The sequence below is a fragment of the Roseibium sp. genome, from assembly GCF_039982295.1.
Classification (GTDB): Bacteria; Pseudomonadota; Alphaproteobacteria; order Rhizobiales; family Stappiaceae; genus Roseibium.
In genome coordinates this window covers 1-13,440 of sequence record NZ_JBDWYP010000032.1, presented here as the reverse complement: position 1 = coordinate 13,440, position 13,440 = coordinate 1, and the positions used below count along the sequence as shown (strand labels likewise).

General features: G+C 52.8%; 13 protein-coding genes, 3 tRNA genes and 3 pseudogenes. 11 read left to right on the top strand and 8 right to left on the bottom strand.

The genetic code is table 11. The features are described from left to right. The 3 genes from ABJZ52_RS05240 to ABJZ52_RS05230 all read right to left on the bottom strand — a co-directional run. A partial coding sequence (locus tag ABJZ52_RS05240; protein ID WP_348190061.1) for a GTP-binding protein occupies window positions 1–210 on the bottom strand: 210 nt, incomplete at its 3' end. A gap of 165 nt (window positions 211–375) precedes the next feature. Further along, window positions 376–449, bottom strand: a tRNA-Gly gene (locus ABJZ52_RS05235). Window positions 450–470: 21 nt separating this feature from the next. Further along, a tRNA-Tyr gene (locus tag ABJZ52_RS05230) sits at window positions 471–555 on the bottom strand. A gap of 528 nt (window positions 556–1,083) precedes the next feature. Between ABJZ52_RS05230 and ABJZ52_RS05225 the strand changes: the two genes are divergently transcribed. Then, window positions 1,084–1,887: an RNA methyltransferase gene (locus tag ABJZ52_RS05225; RefSeq protein WP_348190063.1), complete on the top strand. Its 804-nt coding sequence runs from the start codon at window positions 1,084–1,086 to the stop codon at window positions 1,885–1,887. A gap of 23 nt (window positions 1,888–1,910) precedes the next feature. Here the strand turns inward: ABJZ52_RS05225 and ABJZ52_RS05220 are convergent, their stop codons facing one another. The 3 genes from ABJZ52_RS05220 to ABJZ52_RS05210 are packed head-to-tail and all read right to left on the bottom strand — an operon-like array spanning window position 1,911 to window position 3,117. After that, the gene (locus ABJZ52_RS05220; protein WP_348190065.1) at window positions 1,911–2,387 is read right to left on the bottom strand and encodes a hypothetical protein; all 477 of its coding nucleotides are present in this window, start codon (window positions 2,385–2,387) and stop codon (window positions 1,911–1,913) included. After that, window positions 2,387–2,806: a VOC family protein gene (locus ABJZ52_RS05215; RefSeq protein ID WP_348190067.1), complete on the bottom strand. Its 420-nt coding sequence runs from the start codon at window positions 2,804–2,806 to the stop codon at window positions 2,387–2,389. The genes ABJZ52_RS05220 and ABJZ52_RS05215 overlap by 1 nt, the downstream gene beginning before the upstream one ends. Further along, window positions 2,803–3,117 carry an antibiotic biosynthesis monooxygenase gene (locus ABJZ52_RS05210; RefSeq protein WP_348190069.1) on the bottom strand — a complete coding sequence of 105 codons (315 nt, stop codon included), beginning with the start codon at window positions 3,115–3,117 and terminating at the stop codon, window positions 2,803–2,805. Before ABJZ52_RS05210 ends, ABJZ52_RS05215 begins: the two co-directional genes overlap by 4 nt. A 247-nt stretch (window positions 3,118–3,364) precedes the next feature. On the opposite strand from ABJZ52_RS05210, the gene ABJZ52_RS05205 reads away from it, so the two are divergent. The 7 genes from ABJZ52_RS05205 (at window position 3,365) to ABJZ52_RS05175 (ending at window position 9,303) form a co-directional block, all read left to right on the top strand. Further along, a tRNA-Thr gene (locus tag ABJZ52_RS05205) sits at window positions 3,365–3,440 on the top strand. A gap of 114 nt (window positions 3,441–3,554) precedes the next feature. Next, complete coding sequence (locus tag ABJZ52_RS05200) at window positions 3,555–3,902, top strand: DUF6538 domain-containing protein (RefSeq protein ID WP_348190071.1); 348 nt, start codon at window positions 3,555–3,557, stop codon at window positions 3,900–3,902. A 40-nt stretch (window positions 3,903–3,942) separates the two neighbouring features. Next, on the top strand, window positions 3,943–4,959 hold the full coding sequence (locus tag ABJZ52_RS05195; protein WP_348190073.1) for an integrase: 1,017 nt from the start codon (window positions 3,943–3,945) through the stop codon (window positions 4,957–4,959). A gap of 256 nt (window positions 4,960–5,215) precedes the next feature. Beyond that, entirely contained in the window at window positions 5,216–6,382 is a 1,167-nt protein-coding gene (locus ABJZ52_RS05190) for a helix-turn-helix domain-containing protein (RefSeq protein ID WP_348190075.1), read from the top strand. Window positions 6,383–6,496: 114 nt separating this feature from the next. After that, window positions 6,497–7,288, top strand: coding sequence for an ABC transporter permease (locus ABJZ52_RS05185; RefSeq protein WP_348190077.1), 792 nt, complete (start codon window positions 6,497–6,499; stop codon window positions 7,286–7,288). Continuing rightward, window positions 7,285–7,944: an ABC transporter ATP-binding protein gene (locus ABJZ52_RS05180; RefSeq protein WP_348190079.1), complete on the top strand. Its 660-nt coding sequence runs from the start codon at window positions 7,285–7,287 to the stop codon at window positions 7,942–7,944. The genes ABJZ52_RS05185 and ABJZ52_RS05180 overlap by 4 nt, the downstream gene beginning before the upstream one ends. Window positions 7,945–7,980: 36 nt before the next feature. Then, the gene (locus ABJZ52_RS05175) at window positions 7,981–9,303 is read left to right on the top strand and encodes an RkpR, polysaccharide export protein (protein ID WP_348190081.1); all 1,323 of its coding nucleotides are present in this window, start codon (window positions 7,981–7,983) and stop codon (window positions 9,301–9,303) included. 150 nt (window positions 9,304–9,453) lie between these two features. Here ABJZ52_RS05175 and ABJZ52_RS05170 read toward each other — a convergent pair. Beyond that, window positions 9,454–10,562, bottom strand: a protein-coding gene (locus ABJZ52_RS05170; protein WP_348190083.1) for an IS3 family transposase whose coding sequence is annotated in 2 segments (ribosomal slippage) — window positions 9,454–10,307 and window positions 10,307–10,562 — 1,110 coding nt in all. Because the reading frame shifts where the segments join, the coding sequence is not laid out codon by codon here. Window positions 10,563–10,601: 39 nt separating this feature from the next. Here ABJZ52_RS05170 and ABJZ52_RS05165 point away from each other — a divergent pair. Then, a pseudogene (locus ABJZ52_RS05165) lies at window positions 10,602–10,793 on the top strand (integrase core domain-containing protein); the annotation flags it as partial. A 181-nt stretch (window positions 10,794–10,974) separates the two neighbouring features. Continuing rightward, window positions 10,975–12,000, top strand: a complete 1,026-nt coding sequence (locus tag ABJZ52_RS05160) for a glycosyltransferase family A protein (RefSeq protein ID WP_348190085.1) — start codon at window positions 10,975–10,977, stop codon at window positions 11,998–12,000. A 56-nt stretch (window positions 12,001–12,056) separates the two neighbouring features. Here ABJZ52_RS05160 and ABJZ52_RS05155 read toward each other — a convergent pair. Next, window positions 12,057–12,164, bottom strand: a pseudogene (locus ABJZ52_RS05155) (integrase core domain-containing protein); the annotation flags it as partial. A 248-nt stretch (window positions 12,165–12,412) separates the two neighbouring features. Between ABJZ52_RS05155 and ABJZ52_RS05150 the strand changes: the two are divergent. After that, window positions 12,413–13,440: pseudogene (locus ABJZ52_RS05150) on the top strand (IS3 family transposase); the annotation flags it as partial.

Here is a 13,440-nt window from a genome sequence, read left to right as displayed (position 1 = left end):
ATACTCAACGTGAGCCGTCGAGATGGTGATGCCGCGTGCACGCTCTTCAGGTGCACCATCAATCTCGTCATAGGCCTTTGCTTCAGCGCCGCCAGCTTCAGCCAGCGTCATCGTGATTGCAGCCGTAAGCGTCGTCTTGCCATGGTCAACGTGGCCAATCGTGCCAATGTTGACGTGAGGCTTGTTACGCTCAAATTTTTCCTTCGCCATCGCGTCGCTCTCTGTCCAATACGCGTTAATCGATAAAGGCTCGAGGCGGGACGCTTTCCGGCGCTTCGGTCTTTGCCGCAGTCGACGAATTGCTTCCCGTATAACTGTTCAGGACTTTCCAGGCGAAGGGATCTCCGCTCCGGACACTCCGATCAGCACCCAATTTGGAGCGGGTGAAGGGAATCGAACCCTCGTCGTCAGCTTGGAAGGCTGCTGCTCTACCATTGAGCTACACCCGCGCACAACATTTGGCGGGACTATGGTGGAGGAGGTTGGATTCGAACCAACGTAGGCATAGCCAGCGGATTTACAGTCCGCCCCCTTTAGCCACTCGGGCACTCCTCCATCAAGTCCTGCTTCACGTCGAAACGGCCAGGATGGCTTACCGAAGAGCCCGTCCGAAGGGGACGAGCAATCCCGTGGCGCGTGTTATGCAGATGAGGGCCTTGGGTGTCAACGCCGTTTTCGCCGGTTAAATCAGAAAAACGCATTCTTTGTGCCGAAGCAGGTGGTTGAAGGTTGCCCGGGGGCCTCGATGACGCGGAGGAGTTCGCCATTTCCAGCCTTTTTCAATACTTTCTCGGAAGCTTTTCGACCAGCGCATTTTGCCATCTTTATGCGCGCGTCCGCCTGTGGATGAGTTTCCTGATTGTGAGATGCAGCTGGAAAAACAACATTCTTTATCAGCATGCGGTTCAGGAGTGGCTGATGTCATCGCTCTGAGCCAGCTCCTCATAAATGCGCGGAGCAGACAACGTCTTTCATTAAGTGCAGCATCAAGCAGTCACCAGAAGAAAACAAATCCAGATGGCTTTATGAGCCGCCGCGCCTTTCAGGCTTGCTGGCAGACCGTGTTTGGCAGTATGTGAGGCCATGACCGACAAGCCTCATCGCCCAAGCAAAAACAGCAAACGACCTCACGGCGGACGTGGGAAGCCCGCGCCACGCCGCCCTGGCCTTCCGCCAGAAGGACCAATCCTTCTTTATGGTCTCCATACGGTGGAAGCAGCCTTCAACAACCCCGACAGAAACCGCCTGAAGCTGTTTGCGACCGAGAACGCTCTGAACCGGCTTACCGAACGGGGCGTAAGGATTGATGTGCAGGTCGAGAACCTGCCCCCCCGTGCGCTCGACAAGATGGTCACCAGGGATGCCGTCCATCAGGGTATGATCCTGGAAGCCGATCCCCTGCCCGCCTACGGCGTCGAAGCGCTGTCTGGCGCAAGACTGGTACTCGCTCTCGACCAGGTCACCGATCCCCACAACGTCGGCGCGATACTGCGCTCGGCCGTGGCGCTGGACGCTGACGCCGTCGTGACGACCGAACGACACGCGCCCGAGGAAGGGTCGGTCCTGGCGAAATCTGCTTCTGGCGCCCTGGACATGATCAAGCACGTACGGGTGAAGAATATGGCGCGGTTCATCGCCGAGATGGGCGATGAAGGCTTTTTCCGGGTTGCCCTCGACAGCGATGGAGAGGCTGCCCTCGAGGACACGCCCTTCACTGACAAGACGGTTCTGGTGCTGGGCTCGGAGGGCAAGGGCGTCCGCCATGGTGTGCGCGAAGCATGTGACACCTTGGCAAGGCTCGACATGCCGGGCAAGCTCCGCTCACTCAACGTTTCGAACGCCGCGGTGCTTGCGCTTTACGTCGCCCGAATGAAAACGAGCCTCTAGGGCCTGTCAGCTATTTTACGGCTTTAACGAAAGACCATCCGGCGGCGCGCAAGCTTTGCGCCGGGCAAATGCTGCGCAAGTCTTTCAATTTCGTGCAGCATCGGCTGTGGATCGAAGCCCTCGCACAGGATCAGCGCTTCGCTTTGGACGGAGCACCTGTTGCCACTTCTGACCGCGGAAATGATACCAATCATCCGTCTTTCATCTGAGCGAAGGTGGCCACGGCAACAGGCGCAAAATGGATTGGCAAACTCGAAGCAGGACTTTCGCGCGTGCCTCATAGCCTTGAAGCTACGCATCATGCCCGTCGCGATGACACCGCCCAGTTCAGACCCGAAGGCCTTCTCTGCCGCCGCCAACGCCTCTTCCCAAGCTTGACTATTCGGACGCGCATAGCTGAAACAATAATAGCGCAGGATCGCAAGCAGCACCTGATCGGTACGCTCCGGCAATTCTGATAGCACTTCGCTGATCGGCTCTTCCCTGTTCCTCGGCGCCATCAGTCGACCTTTCCGGCATCTTCCGGCACGGCTTTCCCTGCTCCGCTCTCTTCAGGCGGAATACGACCAAAACGCAGCAGGTTGCCGTGCGGATCGAGCAGATGAAATTCCTTCATGCCCCAGGGCTTGAGTTCGTAGGCCCCAAGATCCGGAACATCTGAGGCCGCAAATTCCGCATAAAGCCGATCGACGCCTCCTCCACGCACATAGATCGAGGTATTGCGACAAAGCTCTTCATTGTCGGTCAACCAGAAATGGACCTCAATCTCACCCTTGCGCGCGATCAGGTAGTTGTCCGTGGCATATATATCGACGCTGAAACCTAGAACATCGCCATAGAACTGGCGGGTAACCGCTATATCCAACGACGGTAACGTCGGGATGACCTCCACACGCATCTCATCTTCGATGGCATTCATGCGCCTTCAACCATCTCGAAGCCTTCGAAGCGCGGAGGCCCGGCATAAAGCCCCTTGTTGGAGCCCGCATTCCTGTGAGCAGCCCGAAAGGCTTCGGATTTTGTCCAGTCCGTGAAATGCTCCTTGCTCTCCCATATCGTATGAGAGGCATAAAGAACCGTACCGGCCTCCTGATCCTCAGGACCCTTCATCAAATGAAAGCTCTTGAAGCCCGCCATGGTCTGAAGCTGGCTATCCCGATTCTTCCAAACCTCCTCAAAAGCAGCCTCCTGTCCTTTGACGACGTTGAACCTATTCATGGCAAGAAACACAACAACCTCCGGTATCACTGCAAGGCGACTTTTTAATATGAGATAAAAACTCATATTTTATCAGGCAAGGCTGGTCAACCTGTGACCTCACTGCTCGATGACAGATCCTCAACGCCTCGTCAGACCATTTTTCCACACCCACAGGACGCGCGATTGAAGGAAATGCGGCAAAGGTGACATTTTCACTTGCCCGCATCTGAAAAATCGGAAACAAGGGCGTTGTTCGCAGCCCAAGGGCGCTGCGCAAGCCGGTATAGCTCAGCTGGTAGAGCATCTGATTTGTAATCAGGGGGTCGCGGGTTCGAATCCTGCTGCCGGCACCATCCACTTCTCAGCTTAAGCATTGAGGAATTTGAAGAAACCGGCTTCGCGCCGGTTTTTTATTTGCCAAATCGCAGAAATTGTCCCTCAATTTGTCCCACATTTAGTGAGGATGGATGCGCGACGCGGACCGGTATCTCTACCGGCGCGGTGGCCGATGGCACTATCGGCGCCGGGTTCCGAACCGGGTTAAACACCTCGACCCGAGGGACGTCGTGCAGGTTCCGTTAAATACCGATTCTTTGGAAACAGCCCGGATTCGCCGCGATGCCGTCGAGGAGGCCGACGATCATCATTGGGCATCGCTTCTGGCACAGGGCCAAGACGCCCCGAATGCAGGACGCCTGAGATACGAGGCGGCACAGAAACGGGCCCTAGCCCTTGGGTTTGCCTGGAGGCATATGGATTTTCTTCTCAACGAGGCACCACTCGAAGAGGTCGTAAGACGGGTCCTGTCCCTTTGAGGGCGAGACAGGCCAGCAGCTCAAGGCTGACGCGGAGGCAGTGCTTGGGACTGTTCCAATCCCCAAGACCTCGGTCTCGGAAGCGCTCGACATGTTCCTGACGCAGATCGCCCCGCTGGGGCTGAAGGGCAAAAGCCCCAGCCAGATCAAGCACTACACGAAGGTGAAGCAACGCGCCGTCGCCAATTTCATCAAGGTGATCAGTGACAAACCGATTGAAGACATCTCCCGCGAGGAGGCCATCCGCTATCATAAATGGTGGCAGGACCGCGTTACCGGGAAGAAAGGCCGCGCCATGTCAGCAAGCACGGCCAGACGCGACCTTGGCAACATGCGAAGGCTTTACCGGGAGTATTTCGTTCGCATCGGCGAAGAGAACCGGGACAATCCCTTTCGCAATCTCAATTTCAAGGAACGAAAGATCGATCAGAAGCAAATTCCACCCTTTGCCCACGAATGGATCAGGGATCGAATTCTTGTGCCGGATGTCTTCTCCAACCTCAACAGGGACGCGGCTCTCATTCTGCTGGTCGTGATCGAAACCGGATGCCGACCATCGGAACTCTGCAACATCACAGCCGACCGGATCCAGCTGGGCGCCCCGGTCCCGCATATCGTGATCGACTTCTCACCAAAGCGGGCAGTGAAGACGGATGCGAGCGTGCGCCGCATCCCCTTGATCGGCGTCTCCCTGGAAGCCATGAAGCGCGCGCCAAAAGGATTCCCGCGCTATCGCGACAAGGAGACCAATCTTTCGGCCGTGCTGATGCAGATTTTCCGTAAAAAAGGAATGTTCCCGACAGACGCCCACCGGATTTATTCGCCGCGCCACGCCTTTGAAAAACGCATGCTGGAGGCAGTGCTTGATTATGGACTCAGATGTAAGCTGATGGGCCACTCCGTTGACCGTCCGGAATATGGCGACGGCGGATCGCTGGAATTCCGCCGGCAGGAACTTCAGAAGATTGAACTTCCATTTCCACCGGATCTTTTCACTTTGCTGGACGCAAAGCCTGTTGGAAAGTCACGCACGACCCGAAGAAAACGAGTTACATGATGCTCCAACACTTGCATCACCCGTGATGCAAGTGGTAGTTTTTCTGTATTCGGGCTTCGTACGCCTCGGCCTAAACGCCGGAGCATTTTTGTTTGCGCCTCGCCCTTGCGATCGCTCCCGAACATTATCAGCAAGCAGCCTGTTATCGCGTAGCCGCTTTCCCCACGATCATTAAAGTCCTGTCCGGTTGATCCATCCTCCGGCTCCCTTTGGCGTGCGGACGATCCCTCATGTCCGGACGGCGGAGGAAGACGTCATGCCTTCACAATCGAAGAAGCCGCAATTCTGCGTAGTCCCTGTAGGTGCCATTACCGGCGCGGATCTCAAACCACGGGATATTCATGTTTTGTGCATGCTGGCCCGTAACGCGGATCGAAACGGGCACACTGTCAGGTCACAAGCCAGGATGGCGCGGGAACTTGAATGGGCCCGCTCCACAGTTCAAACCGCCGTCAAAAATCTCATCAATGCTGGGTGGCTGACACGGGTCGAAAGCATTCGCCCGGACGGCGGGGACTGTTCTCACGGTTACATCATCCTCCGGGAGAAAGGACTGTGTTCGGATCGGCCCGACAGGTTGTCGACGTCCGGAACAGTCGACACCGTCAAAACGGCACTTCCTGCCGAGCCAGACAGGCAGGGGGTGCCGGTCCAGGGCGGCACCTATGAGATCAATCCATCAAGACCAAACAATAAAAAAACAGATAGTAAGGACACTCGCGACTATCTGGACATAGCCAGCCCAGAACCACCCATCGCAGCATCTACGAAAAACGGTCTAGCGAAGGATAGCTATGTACATACGGCAGACGAGCGCGACTATATTGAGCGCGTTCGCAGCGAACTGCTCATGTTCGGATTAAACCCCGACGCACCTCACATGGTCGGAGGCGTCAATGCCGTGATTGCCTGGTATTCTTGTGGAGCCGACATTGATCGCGATGTACTGCCAACGATTGAGATGGTCCTGTCACGCGCCAAGACACCTCCGTTCAGCTTGGCGTATTTCACCAAGGCCATTGTCAATCCTGCGGAAGCACGGAAAGCAGCGGAACGGCGCGTTGAGGAACAAACTCGGAAATCAGAACAGAAGCATACGAATCCAAAATCGAAGTTCGCCGTATCAGTGGCACGAGTAGCCGACACTGGAGCTACTCAGTCAGCGGAGCCTATTCAAACACAGCCGTCTCGGAAAAAACATCCAACAATCGTCGGGACTGCATCTGGGCAAGTGGTTGGAGGGCCTGGATACAAGGCGCAGGAGGCGTCAGGATCCAGAGTGAAAATCAGCACCAAAGGCACTTCGAATGGAGCTATTGAGTCCAAACGGCGCGGGCCCTTTCAGGCGCTCCCTGCCCCACGGGGCTCTTCGCGACCGCAGGACGCAGGACGCAGGCATACGCCATATTTCGGACTGCATTAGGATGTTGTTTATGTTTATGATTTGGTATCGTAATCCGGAATTCGAATCGAAGCGATTTGATATAGTGTCCACGACGCGTATTGCTGTTGCTCATTCATAGGCCGATAGCATCCGATGCACTCAGAAACGTTCCCAAACGCGCTCAGGCGGCAGTTCGCAATCACCTTTGCACTGGTTGTTCGAGAAATGACGACCCGCTACGGCAACAAGTTCGGCGGTTACATGTGGGCAGTGCTGGACCCAGTCCTGTTCATCGCTATCATGACGTCCGTGTTTTCCGCGATCGCACATGTGCCGCCTTTAGGGCGCAGCTTCACGCTTTTTTTTGCGACTGGGTATGCAGCCTTTTATATGTATCGTTCAACGTCCGACCAAGTGAGCTCGGCTGTTGAGGCAAATCGCACCTTATTAAATTATCCTGTTGTGCGACCGTACGATACGGTCATTGGCCGCGTGACCCTGCAGATCGCAACATTGTTTGTCGTCAATATAATTCTGTTTGGAAGCCTATATTTCCTGGTGCCATTTCCATCGATAGACTTCGGACCGATTCTATTGGCATCTCTGATCGCCATTGTGCTCGGCGCAGGTGTTGGCACTGCAAATATTGTCTGGTTTCACTTGAGCAGCACCTATCAGCAGGTCTGGGGAATCATCAACCGGCCTGCCTTCATCGTCTCGGGAGTGTTCTTTCTACCTGAAAGCATCCCTCCCCCCTACAAAGAGCTCCTTCTCTGGAACCCCTTGGTTCACATAGTCGGGCTTTTTCGAAAAGGCTTTTATCCAACCTATCGAGCTGACTATGTCAGCATGCCATACCTTGTCGGCCTCACCATTTTTTCGACCGTATTTGGACTATTTCTTGTGTGGTTGTTCGATGCCCAGTTGCGGGAGCAGCAAAAATGATCCGCCTCGATCGTGTCACTAAGAGTTTCAAGCTCAAAGGTGAAACTCGCTATATCGCAAAAGATGTTTCCTTTACGATACCTCGCGGCGACAGTATCGGCCTGCTCGGGCGCAACGGAGCAGGAAAATCCACGCTTTTGAGACTAATCGCCGGAACGATCAAACCGACTTCGGGCCGCATCATTCGCCGAGCAAATGTTTCCTTCCCGCTTGGTTTCCAGGGAAGTTTTAACGGCTCTTTGACAGGCGAACAGAACGTAAGGTTTGTAGCTCGCATATATGGCCATGATACCCAAGAGCTTGTTGACTATGTGCAGGATTTCGCAGAGCTTGGAAGATCTTACCAAATGCCTGTAAAGACCTACTCTTCAGGCATGAAAGCGCGCCTCGCCTTCGGCGTAAGCATGGGAATTAATTTCGACTATTACCTCGTGGACGAGATCACAGCCGTGGGCGACTCCAACTTTAAAAAAAAATGTCAGCAGGTTTTTCGACGAAAGCTGCAACAATCCGACATAATTATGGTATCCCACTCCAATGGCGCTTTAAAAGAATATTGTACGACAGGTGTCGTCCTGGAAGATGGATCTTTAACCTATTTCCCAAACATCGATGATGCAATTTCTCAACACAATGAAAACATGGCACGCCGCTAGACTGTCAGGTGCAACTCACGAAGGCTTTCTCAGGACATGACGGCACCCAACAAAACACCTGAAATAAAAGACGCTCCCCGCTCTGGAGGAATGTTTGTTACCGTACCGCGTCAAGATCAGGACCCACTTACAAAGAATCGCGGTAAAAATCCGCCGTTGATAGATCGCCTGAAGAAGTCCGGACTGGACCCCCAAAAACTTCTAGATATTGCCCGCCCTGGTTCGGCAACCAAGTCGACAACAAGCCTCCGTCACCGTTTGATTCTAATTGGTTTTCTCCTGTTCGTTGCACTGCCATCAGCGGCATTTTCCGCTTACATGATATTCTGGGCAAGCGATCAATACCATAGCACCACTGCTTTCGCAGTACGCAGCGCGAACCAAGCCGCAGCTACCGATATACTCGGAATGATGCTTGACAGCGGCTCCGAGTCTCCAACATCCAACAGCTACATCGTCAATGACTACCTCCAGAGCCAGGCAATCATCGAGGACCTGTCACACACGATCGACCTTGAGGCGATCTTCAACCGTGACCAGGCCGATTGGCTTTTCCGGCTCGGAACGGATTTGCCAATTGAAGACAAGATCGACTACTGGAACCGAATGGTCGATATCAACTTCGATGCGACCTCAGGCGTCATCTATGTCGAGGTGCGAACATTCCACCCCGATGACTCTGTCACGCTTGCGACCGCAATCCTTCAGCGCAGCGAGGTTCTCGTTAACAAACTGTCAGAGGTTAACCGGCGCCAGTCAGTCCGGTTTGCGGAAGAAACCGTCGCTCGTGCAGAAGCGCGACTGAAAGTGATCCGGAGACAAATGCTCGCCTACCGGGATGCGACGCAAGAGGTAAGCCCGGAAGACAACGCAAAAATCGCGATGGAGATGATTTCCGCACTGGACCAGCAAGTCGTCGCCAAGCAGGCAGAAATGAAGACGCTTGCGACCTACCTGAATTCCGATTCACCACGAATTCGCCTTCTATACGAAGAGATCAACGCCCTAGAGTCCCAAATCACGACCGAACGCCAACGTCTTGGCGGAGGGACGTCCGGAGATAATGGCACAAGCGCCAATGATAACCGCCTTGCAGTTCGCATATCTGACTACTCTGACCTTAAGCTGGAAGAGGAGTTCGCAAATCAGTTCTATACAACGGCCTTAGCCGGGCTGGAGAAAGCCCGTCAGGACGCAGACCAAAAGCACATGTACCTTGCGACTTTCATCAAACCAACGCTTTCCCAACAAGCACAGTATCCGCAACGTTTTCTATATTCATTTGCCTTCTTTCTTATGCTTGCCGGGTTTTGGACCGTCGTAGTTCTGATGTATTATAACATTCGTGATCGAACCTGATCAGACCCTCCCCCACTGAAGTGGCCCTCCGTTGTTTTCGGAAAACGGAGGCTGACCTGCCCCCCTTGTTTGGACCAACCGGCTGGCAATTTTCCGAGTGTTTTGAGCCTACCCCGAACGCTGGACCACGATTTGCGGTCATTCTCGGCCTTATGGCACCACCGGCTGGTTGGGATTGCCGATGGATTTCATGAACTCTACCGGCGTTTTGAACCCGATCGAGCTGTGCGGACGGATGTGATTGTAGTCCTGTCTGAACGCCTCGCATTTTAACCGGGCATCCTCGAGTGACAAGAACCAATTCTGATCGATGCATTCGGCACGAACTTTCCCGTTGAATGCTTCAACAAAGCTATTGTCCGTTGGCTTTCCAGGCCTCGAGAAGTCCAGAACAACACCGTTCATATAGGCCCACAGATCGAGATCCCTAGAAATGAACTCCGGGCCATTATCGACCCGTATGCTGCCCGGCACACCATAGTCAGCGGTCACACGCTCCAGTGTGGCAACGACATCTGCACCCGTGTAACGAGGACGAACGTCAATCGCCGGTGACACCTTCGAGAACGCATCAACAATTGTCAGGACCCGAATCTTGCGACCGTCAAACAGCTGGTCAGACAGAAAATCCATTGACCAGACATCATTCGGGCCTTCTGGCGCGCGCCGATCTTCACGCAGTTTTGCAGCAACCTTTCTCTTTGGCCGTTTTGTGCGGATTTGCAAACCCAACTGCGTGTAGAGCCGGTACACGCGCTTGGCATTCACAGTCCATCCTTCCCGACGCAGTAAAACGTGGATACGCCTGTAGCCGTAGCGCACCCGGGTCTCGGCAATCTCTTTGATGCGTTGTTTGAGGGCTGCCTGAGAAGGGCGCCGTGACTTGTAGAAATAGGAGGACTTCTGGAAGCACAAGGTGCTACAGGCCTGCCGGATCGACACACCGAACACACCCTGCAAATAGTCTACCAAATCACGCGCCTTCGCAGCCTTTACAGCTTTTTTGAAAGGACGTCCTGCAACATGGCCTTGTCCAGGGAAAGATCGGCGACCATCTCCTTCAGACGACGGTTCTCCTCCTCCAGCTGCATCAGCCGTTTAACTTCCGACGGCATCAAACCGCCATACTTCTTGCGCCAGCGGTAATAGGTCTGTTGTGAAACGCCAGCCTTGCGGCAGACATCTTCAACGCCCAAACCGTCATCAACCTGCTTCAGGATGAGCGCAATCTGCTGCTTCGAAAAACGGGACGTCTTCATCGTCTTCTCTCCATAGCCCAACCAAGGATATTATGAGAAAATTCCCGCTTCAAATGGTCCAGTTCTCAGGGAGTGGGTCACCATTGGTTCATGACGCTTGCGGATGAACGCGAAAAGCTGGAGGATTGGCGTAGACACTACAATGAGGATCGGCCTCATTCAGCGATCGGATACAACGTCCCGATCGCACTGCATAATCCCGGTGGCATCCCCAGCCCATCACCGCGATAGCAGCCGGGAAGCACCAGATACCGGCGCTTCAAAGTGCGGTCTCAGTGCAGTTCTAGGCAGACGAAACTTTTTAAGGAGTAAAAACATCGCTCAAACTCTATGGCTAGAGAGCGTGGCCGATATGAGCTAAAATCTCAAAACCTAATATTCTGACTGTAGCGTTGTATAGGTCCCAAATAATATGGATTCAAAAACGAAAACTACGACTATAAGCGTTGTAATCCCGAACTATAATCGAGTGGGGGAATTGTATCGTAGTCTGAAATCAATTTCCTACCAGACTCGACTGCCTGACGAAATTATCATCGTCGATGATTGTTCAGATGCGTCAATTTATAAATATATTAATGACGTATATGAGGAATTTTATCCAGAATTCACTTTAATTACTTTAAGAAACAACATAAACATGGGTGCTAATTATTGCAGAAATCGAGCGATGAAGCAGGCTTCATCGGACTTCATCGCATTTCTTGATAGTGACGACATTTGGTTGCCTCAGAAAATTGAAAAGCAAGTAAAACTAATTCAGGCTGCGAAAACTAAAGCTAGTTCTTCAATACTTTGTGCCACAGCGCGTTATAGGGTTACGTCAGACGGAACAATTATGTGCGGACAAAATATTCGGAACAGTTTTAGCTATCTGGATTTATGCCATTCGAATTTAATTGGTCCATTAAGTTCGGTAATGGTCTCGAGGGAAGCGGCGTTAGCGATTGATGGCTTTAACGAGCGTCTTCCTGCAAGTCAGGATTGGGATTTCTATTTACGTTTGTTTTCAGAAACTGAATTTATAAATTGCAGAGACAGACTTTGCGTTTACTTCGATCATGATAAAAATAGGATCTCAAAAAATGCGCGAAATCGCTTAAAGGGCCTAATATATATATTTGATAGATATGTAAGTAGTAAAAGTACTTTTCGCAAAAAAATTTTCTTAAATATTGCCGAAGAGCTGCAAAACTTGGGGAGATTGAATTTTGCGGCTAAATTCTACTATTATTATAATTACGGCAACAGTAGATTTATGAATAATGTTTTATATAAATTCTATACATTAATACGGAAAATATTCCCACTACACTCTTTGAAAAATGAAAGATATAAGGGCTATAGAAAGGCCGGCTTACTTCAGCAGAGGAGCGATAAATTTAATGTTGATCAATTATATATTCGCTCTATTTTAAACGCGTCATCACCGACCTAAAACTGAAGCAATTAAGGTTATAGTTTTGGACCTGCTCCCCAACGAGTCCGCGTTTTTTAGTTCGCTCTGTTCAGGCTTTGGTCCTCTATTGACCGTTGATGATACTCCCACGGAGTGAGCCCGTCGAGGCTCGTATGTGGGCGATTGTGATTGTAATCGTCGCGCCTTCGGTGTTTTTCAAGGTAGTTGCCGCTTGGCATTTTGTCATGCTGCGTGATTTTCGGGCCGGTCCCTGGCGCCGCGGCCAGCATTATGTGGTGGACCTTGCCCCGAGAATGCGAACCAGGAGATTATTCGATTATGCAGCGATCTTGATTTCCATGTCCATCCTTGCCTGGGAGGGGTAATCATCCCTAAAAATCACTGGGTTGAAAATTGGATTCTCCGGCCTTTGATGCGCTTGGAGAACGACATGAAGAAATCGAGATTTACGGAAAGCCAAATCCTGACGATTTTGACGCAGGGTGAGAGCGGTGTGCCGGTTGCCGATCTTTGCCGGGAACACGAGATCAGCAACGCGACGTACTACAACTGGCGATCCAAATACGGCGGCATGGATGCGCCGTTGGTGGCGGAAATGAAGGCCATGGCCGAAGAGAACCGACGCCTGAAAAAGATGTATGCCGAGATGGCGATGCTGAATGAGTTGCTGAAGGATGCGCTGGGAATTGAGGCCGCCAGTGCGCCATTGGTTCGAGCACAAGGCTGAACGCCTTGAGGCCGTCTTAACGCAAAGAGATGGCCACCAGTGCAGTCCGGCTGCGTGGTGTAAGCATTGCGCTTGCCTGCCGGACATTCCAGATCAGCGAAAGCTGTTATCGCTATGAGCGCAAACCGGGGGACGAGAATGCCGAGATCGCGGACTGGCTGTTCCGGCTAACGACAACGCACCGAACCTGGGGCTTTGGCTTGTGTTTCCTTTATCTGCGCAATGTCAAAGGCTTCGCATGGAATCACAAGCGTGCCCGGCGGATTTACCGGGCGCTCGAACTGAACCTGCGCATCAAGCCGAAGAAGCGTTTGGTGCGGGAAAAGCCAGAGCCACTGGCTGTTCCCGATGGCCCGAACATGACCTGGTCCATGGACTTCATGTCGGATCAGTTGGCCGACGGGCGCAGCTTCAGGACCTTGAACGTTCTGGACGACTTCAACCGTGAGTGCCTGGGCATTGAAGTGGCCGTTTCCATTCCGGCCCTTCGGGTTATCCGCATTCTGGAGCGGATCATCGAATGGCGCGGACAACCCTTGAACATCCGGGTGGACAATGGTCTGGAAAACATCAGTGCCGCCCTGCAAATATGGGCTTCAAGACGCGGGATCGGCTTGGAGTACATCCAGCCCGGCAAACCGCAACAGAACGCCTATGTCGAGCGCTACAACCGAACCGTCCGCCATGAATGGCTCGGACAATACATATTCGAAACGATCGAGGAGGCACAG

What these genes read in the sequence shown, in the direction of transcription:
- ABJZ52_RS05225 (WP_348190063.1), top strand. Translation starts at nt 1,084, where the DNA reads ATGACCGACAAGCCTCATCGCCCAAGCAAAAACAGCAAACGACCTCAC.
- ABJZ52_RS05220 (WP_348190065.1), bottom strand. Translation starts at nt 2,387, where the DNA reads ATGGCGCCGAGGAACAGGGAAGAGCCGATCAGCGAAGTGCTATCAGAA.
- ABJZ52_RS05215 (WP_348190067.1), bottom strand. Translation starts at nt 2,806, where the DNA reads ATGAATGCCATCGAAGATGAGATGCGTGTGGAGGTCATCCCGACGTTA.
- ABJZ52_RS05200 (WP_348190071.1), top strand. Translation starts at nt 3,555, where the DNA reads ATGCGCGACGCGGACCGGTATCTCTACCGGCGCGGTGGCCGATGGCAC.
- ABJZ52_RS05190 (WP_348190075.1), top strand. Translation starts at nt 5,216, where the DNA reads ATGCCTTCACAATCGAAGAAGCCGCAATTCTGCGTAGTCCCTGTAGGT.
- ABJZ52_RS05185 (WP_348190077.1), top strand. Translation starts at nt 6,497, where the DNA reads ATGCACTCAGAAACGTTCCCAAACGCGCTCAGGCGGCAGTTCGCAATC.
- ABJZ52_RS05180 (WP_348190079.1), top strand. Translation starts at nt 7,285, where the DNA reads ATGATCCGCCTCGATCGTGTCACTAAGAGTTTCAAGCTCAAAGGTGAA.
- ABJZ52_RS05175 (WP_348190081.1), top strand. Translation starts at nt 7,981, where the DNA reads ATGACGGCACCCAACAAAACACCTGAAATAAAAGACGCTCCCCGCTCT.
- ABJZ52_RS05160 (WP_348190085.1), top strand. Translation starts at nt 10,975, where the DNA reads ATGGATTCAAAAACGAAAACTACGACTATAAGCGTTGTAATCCCGAAC.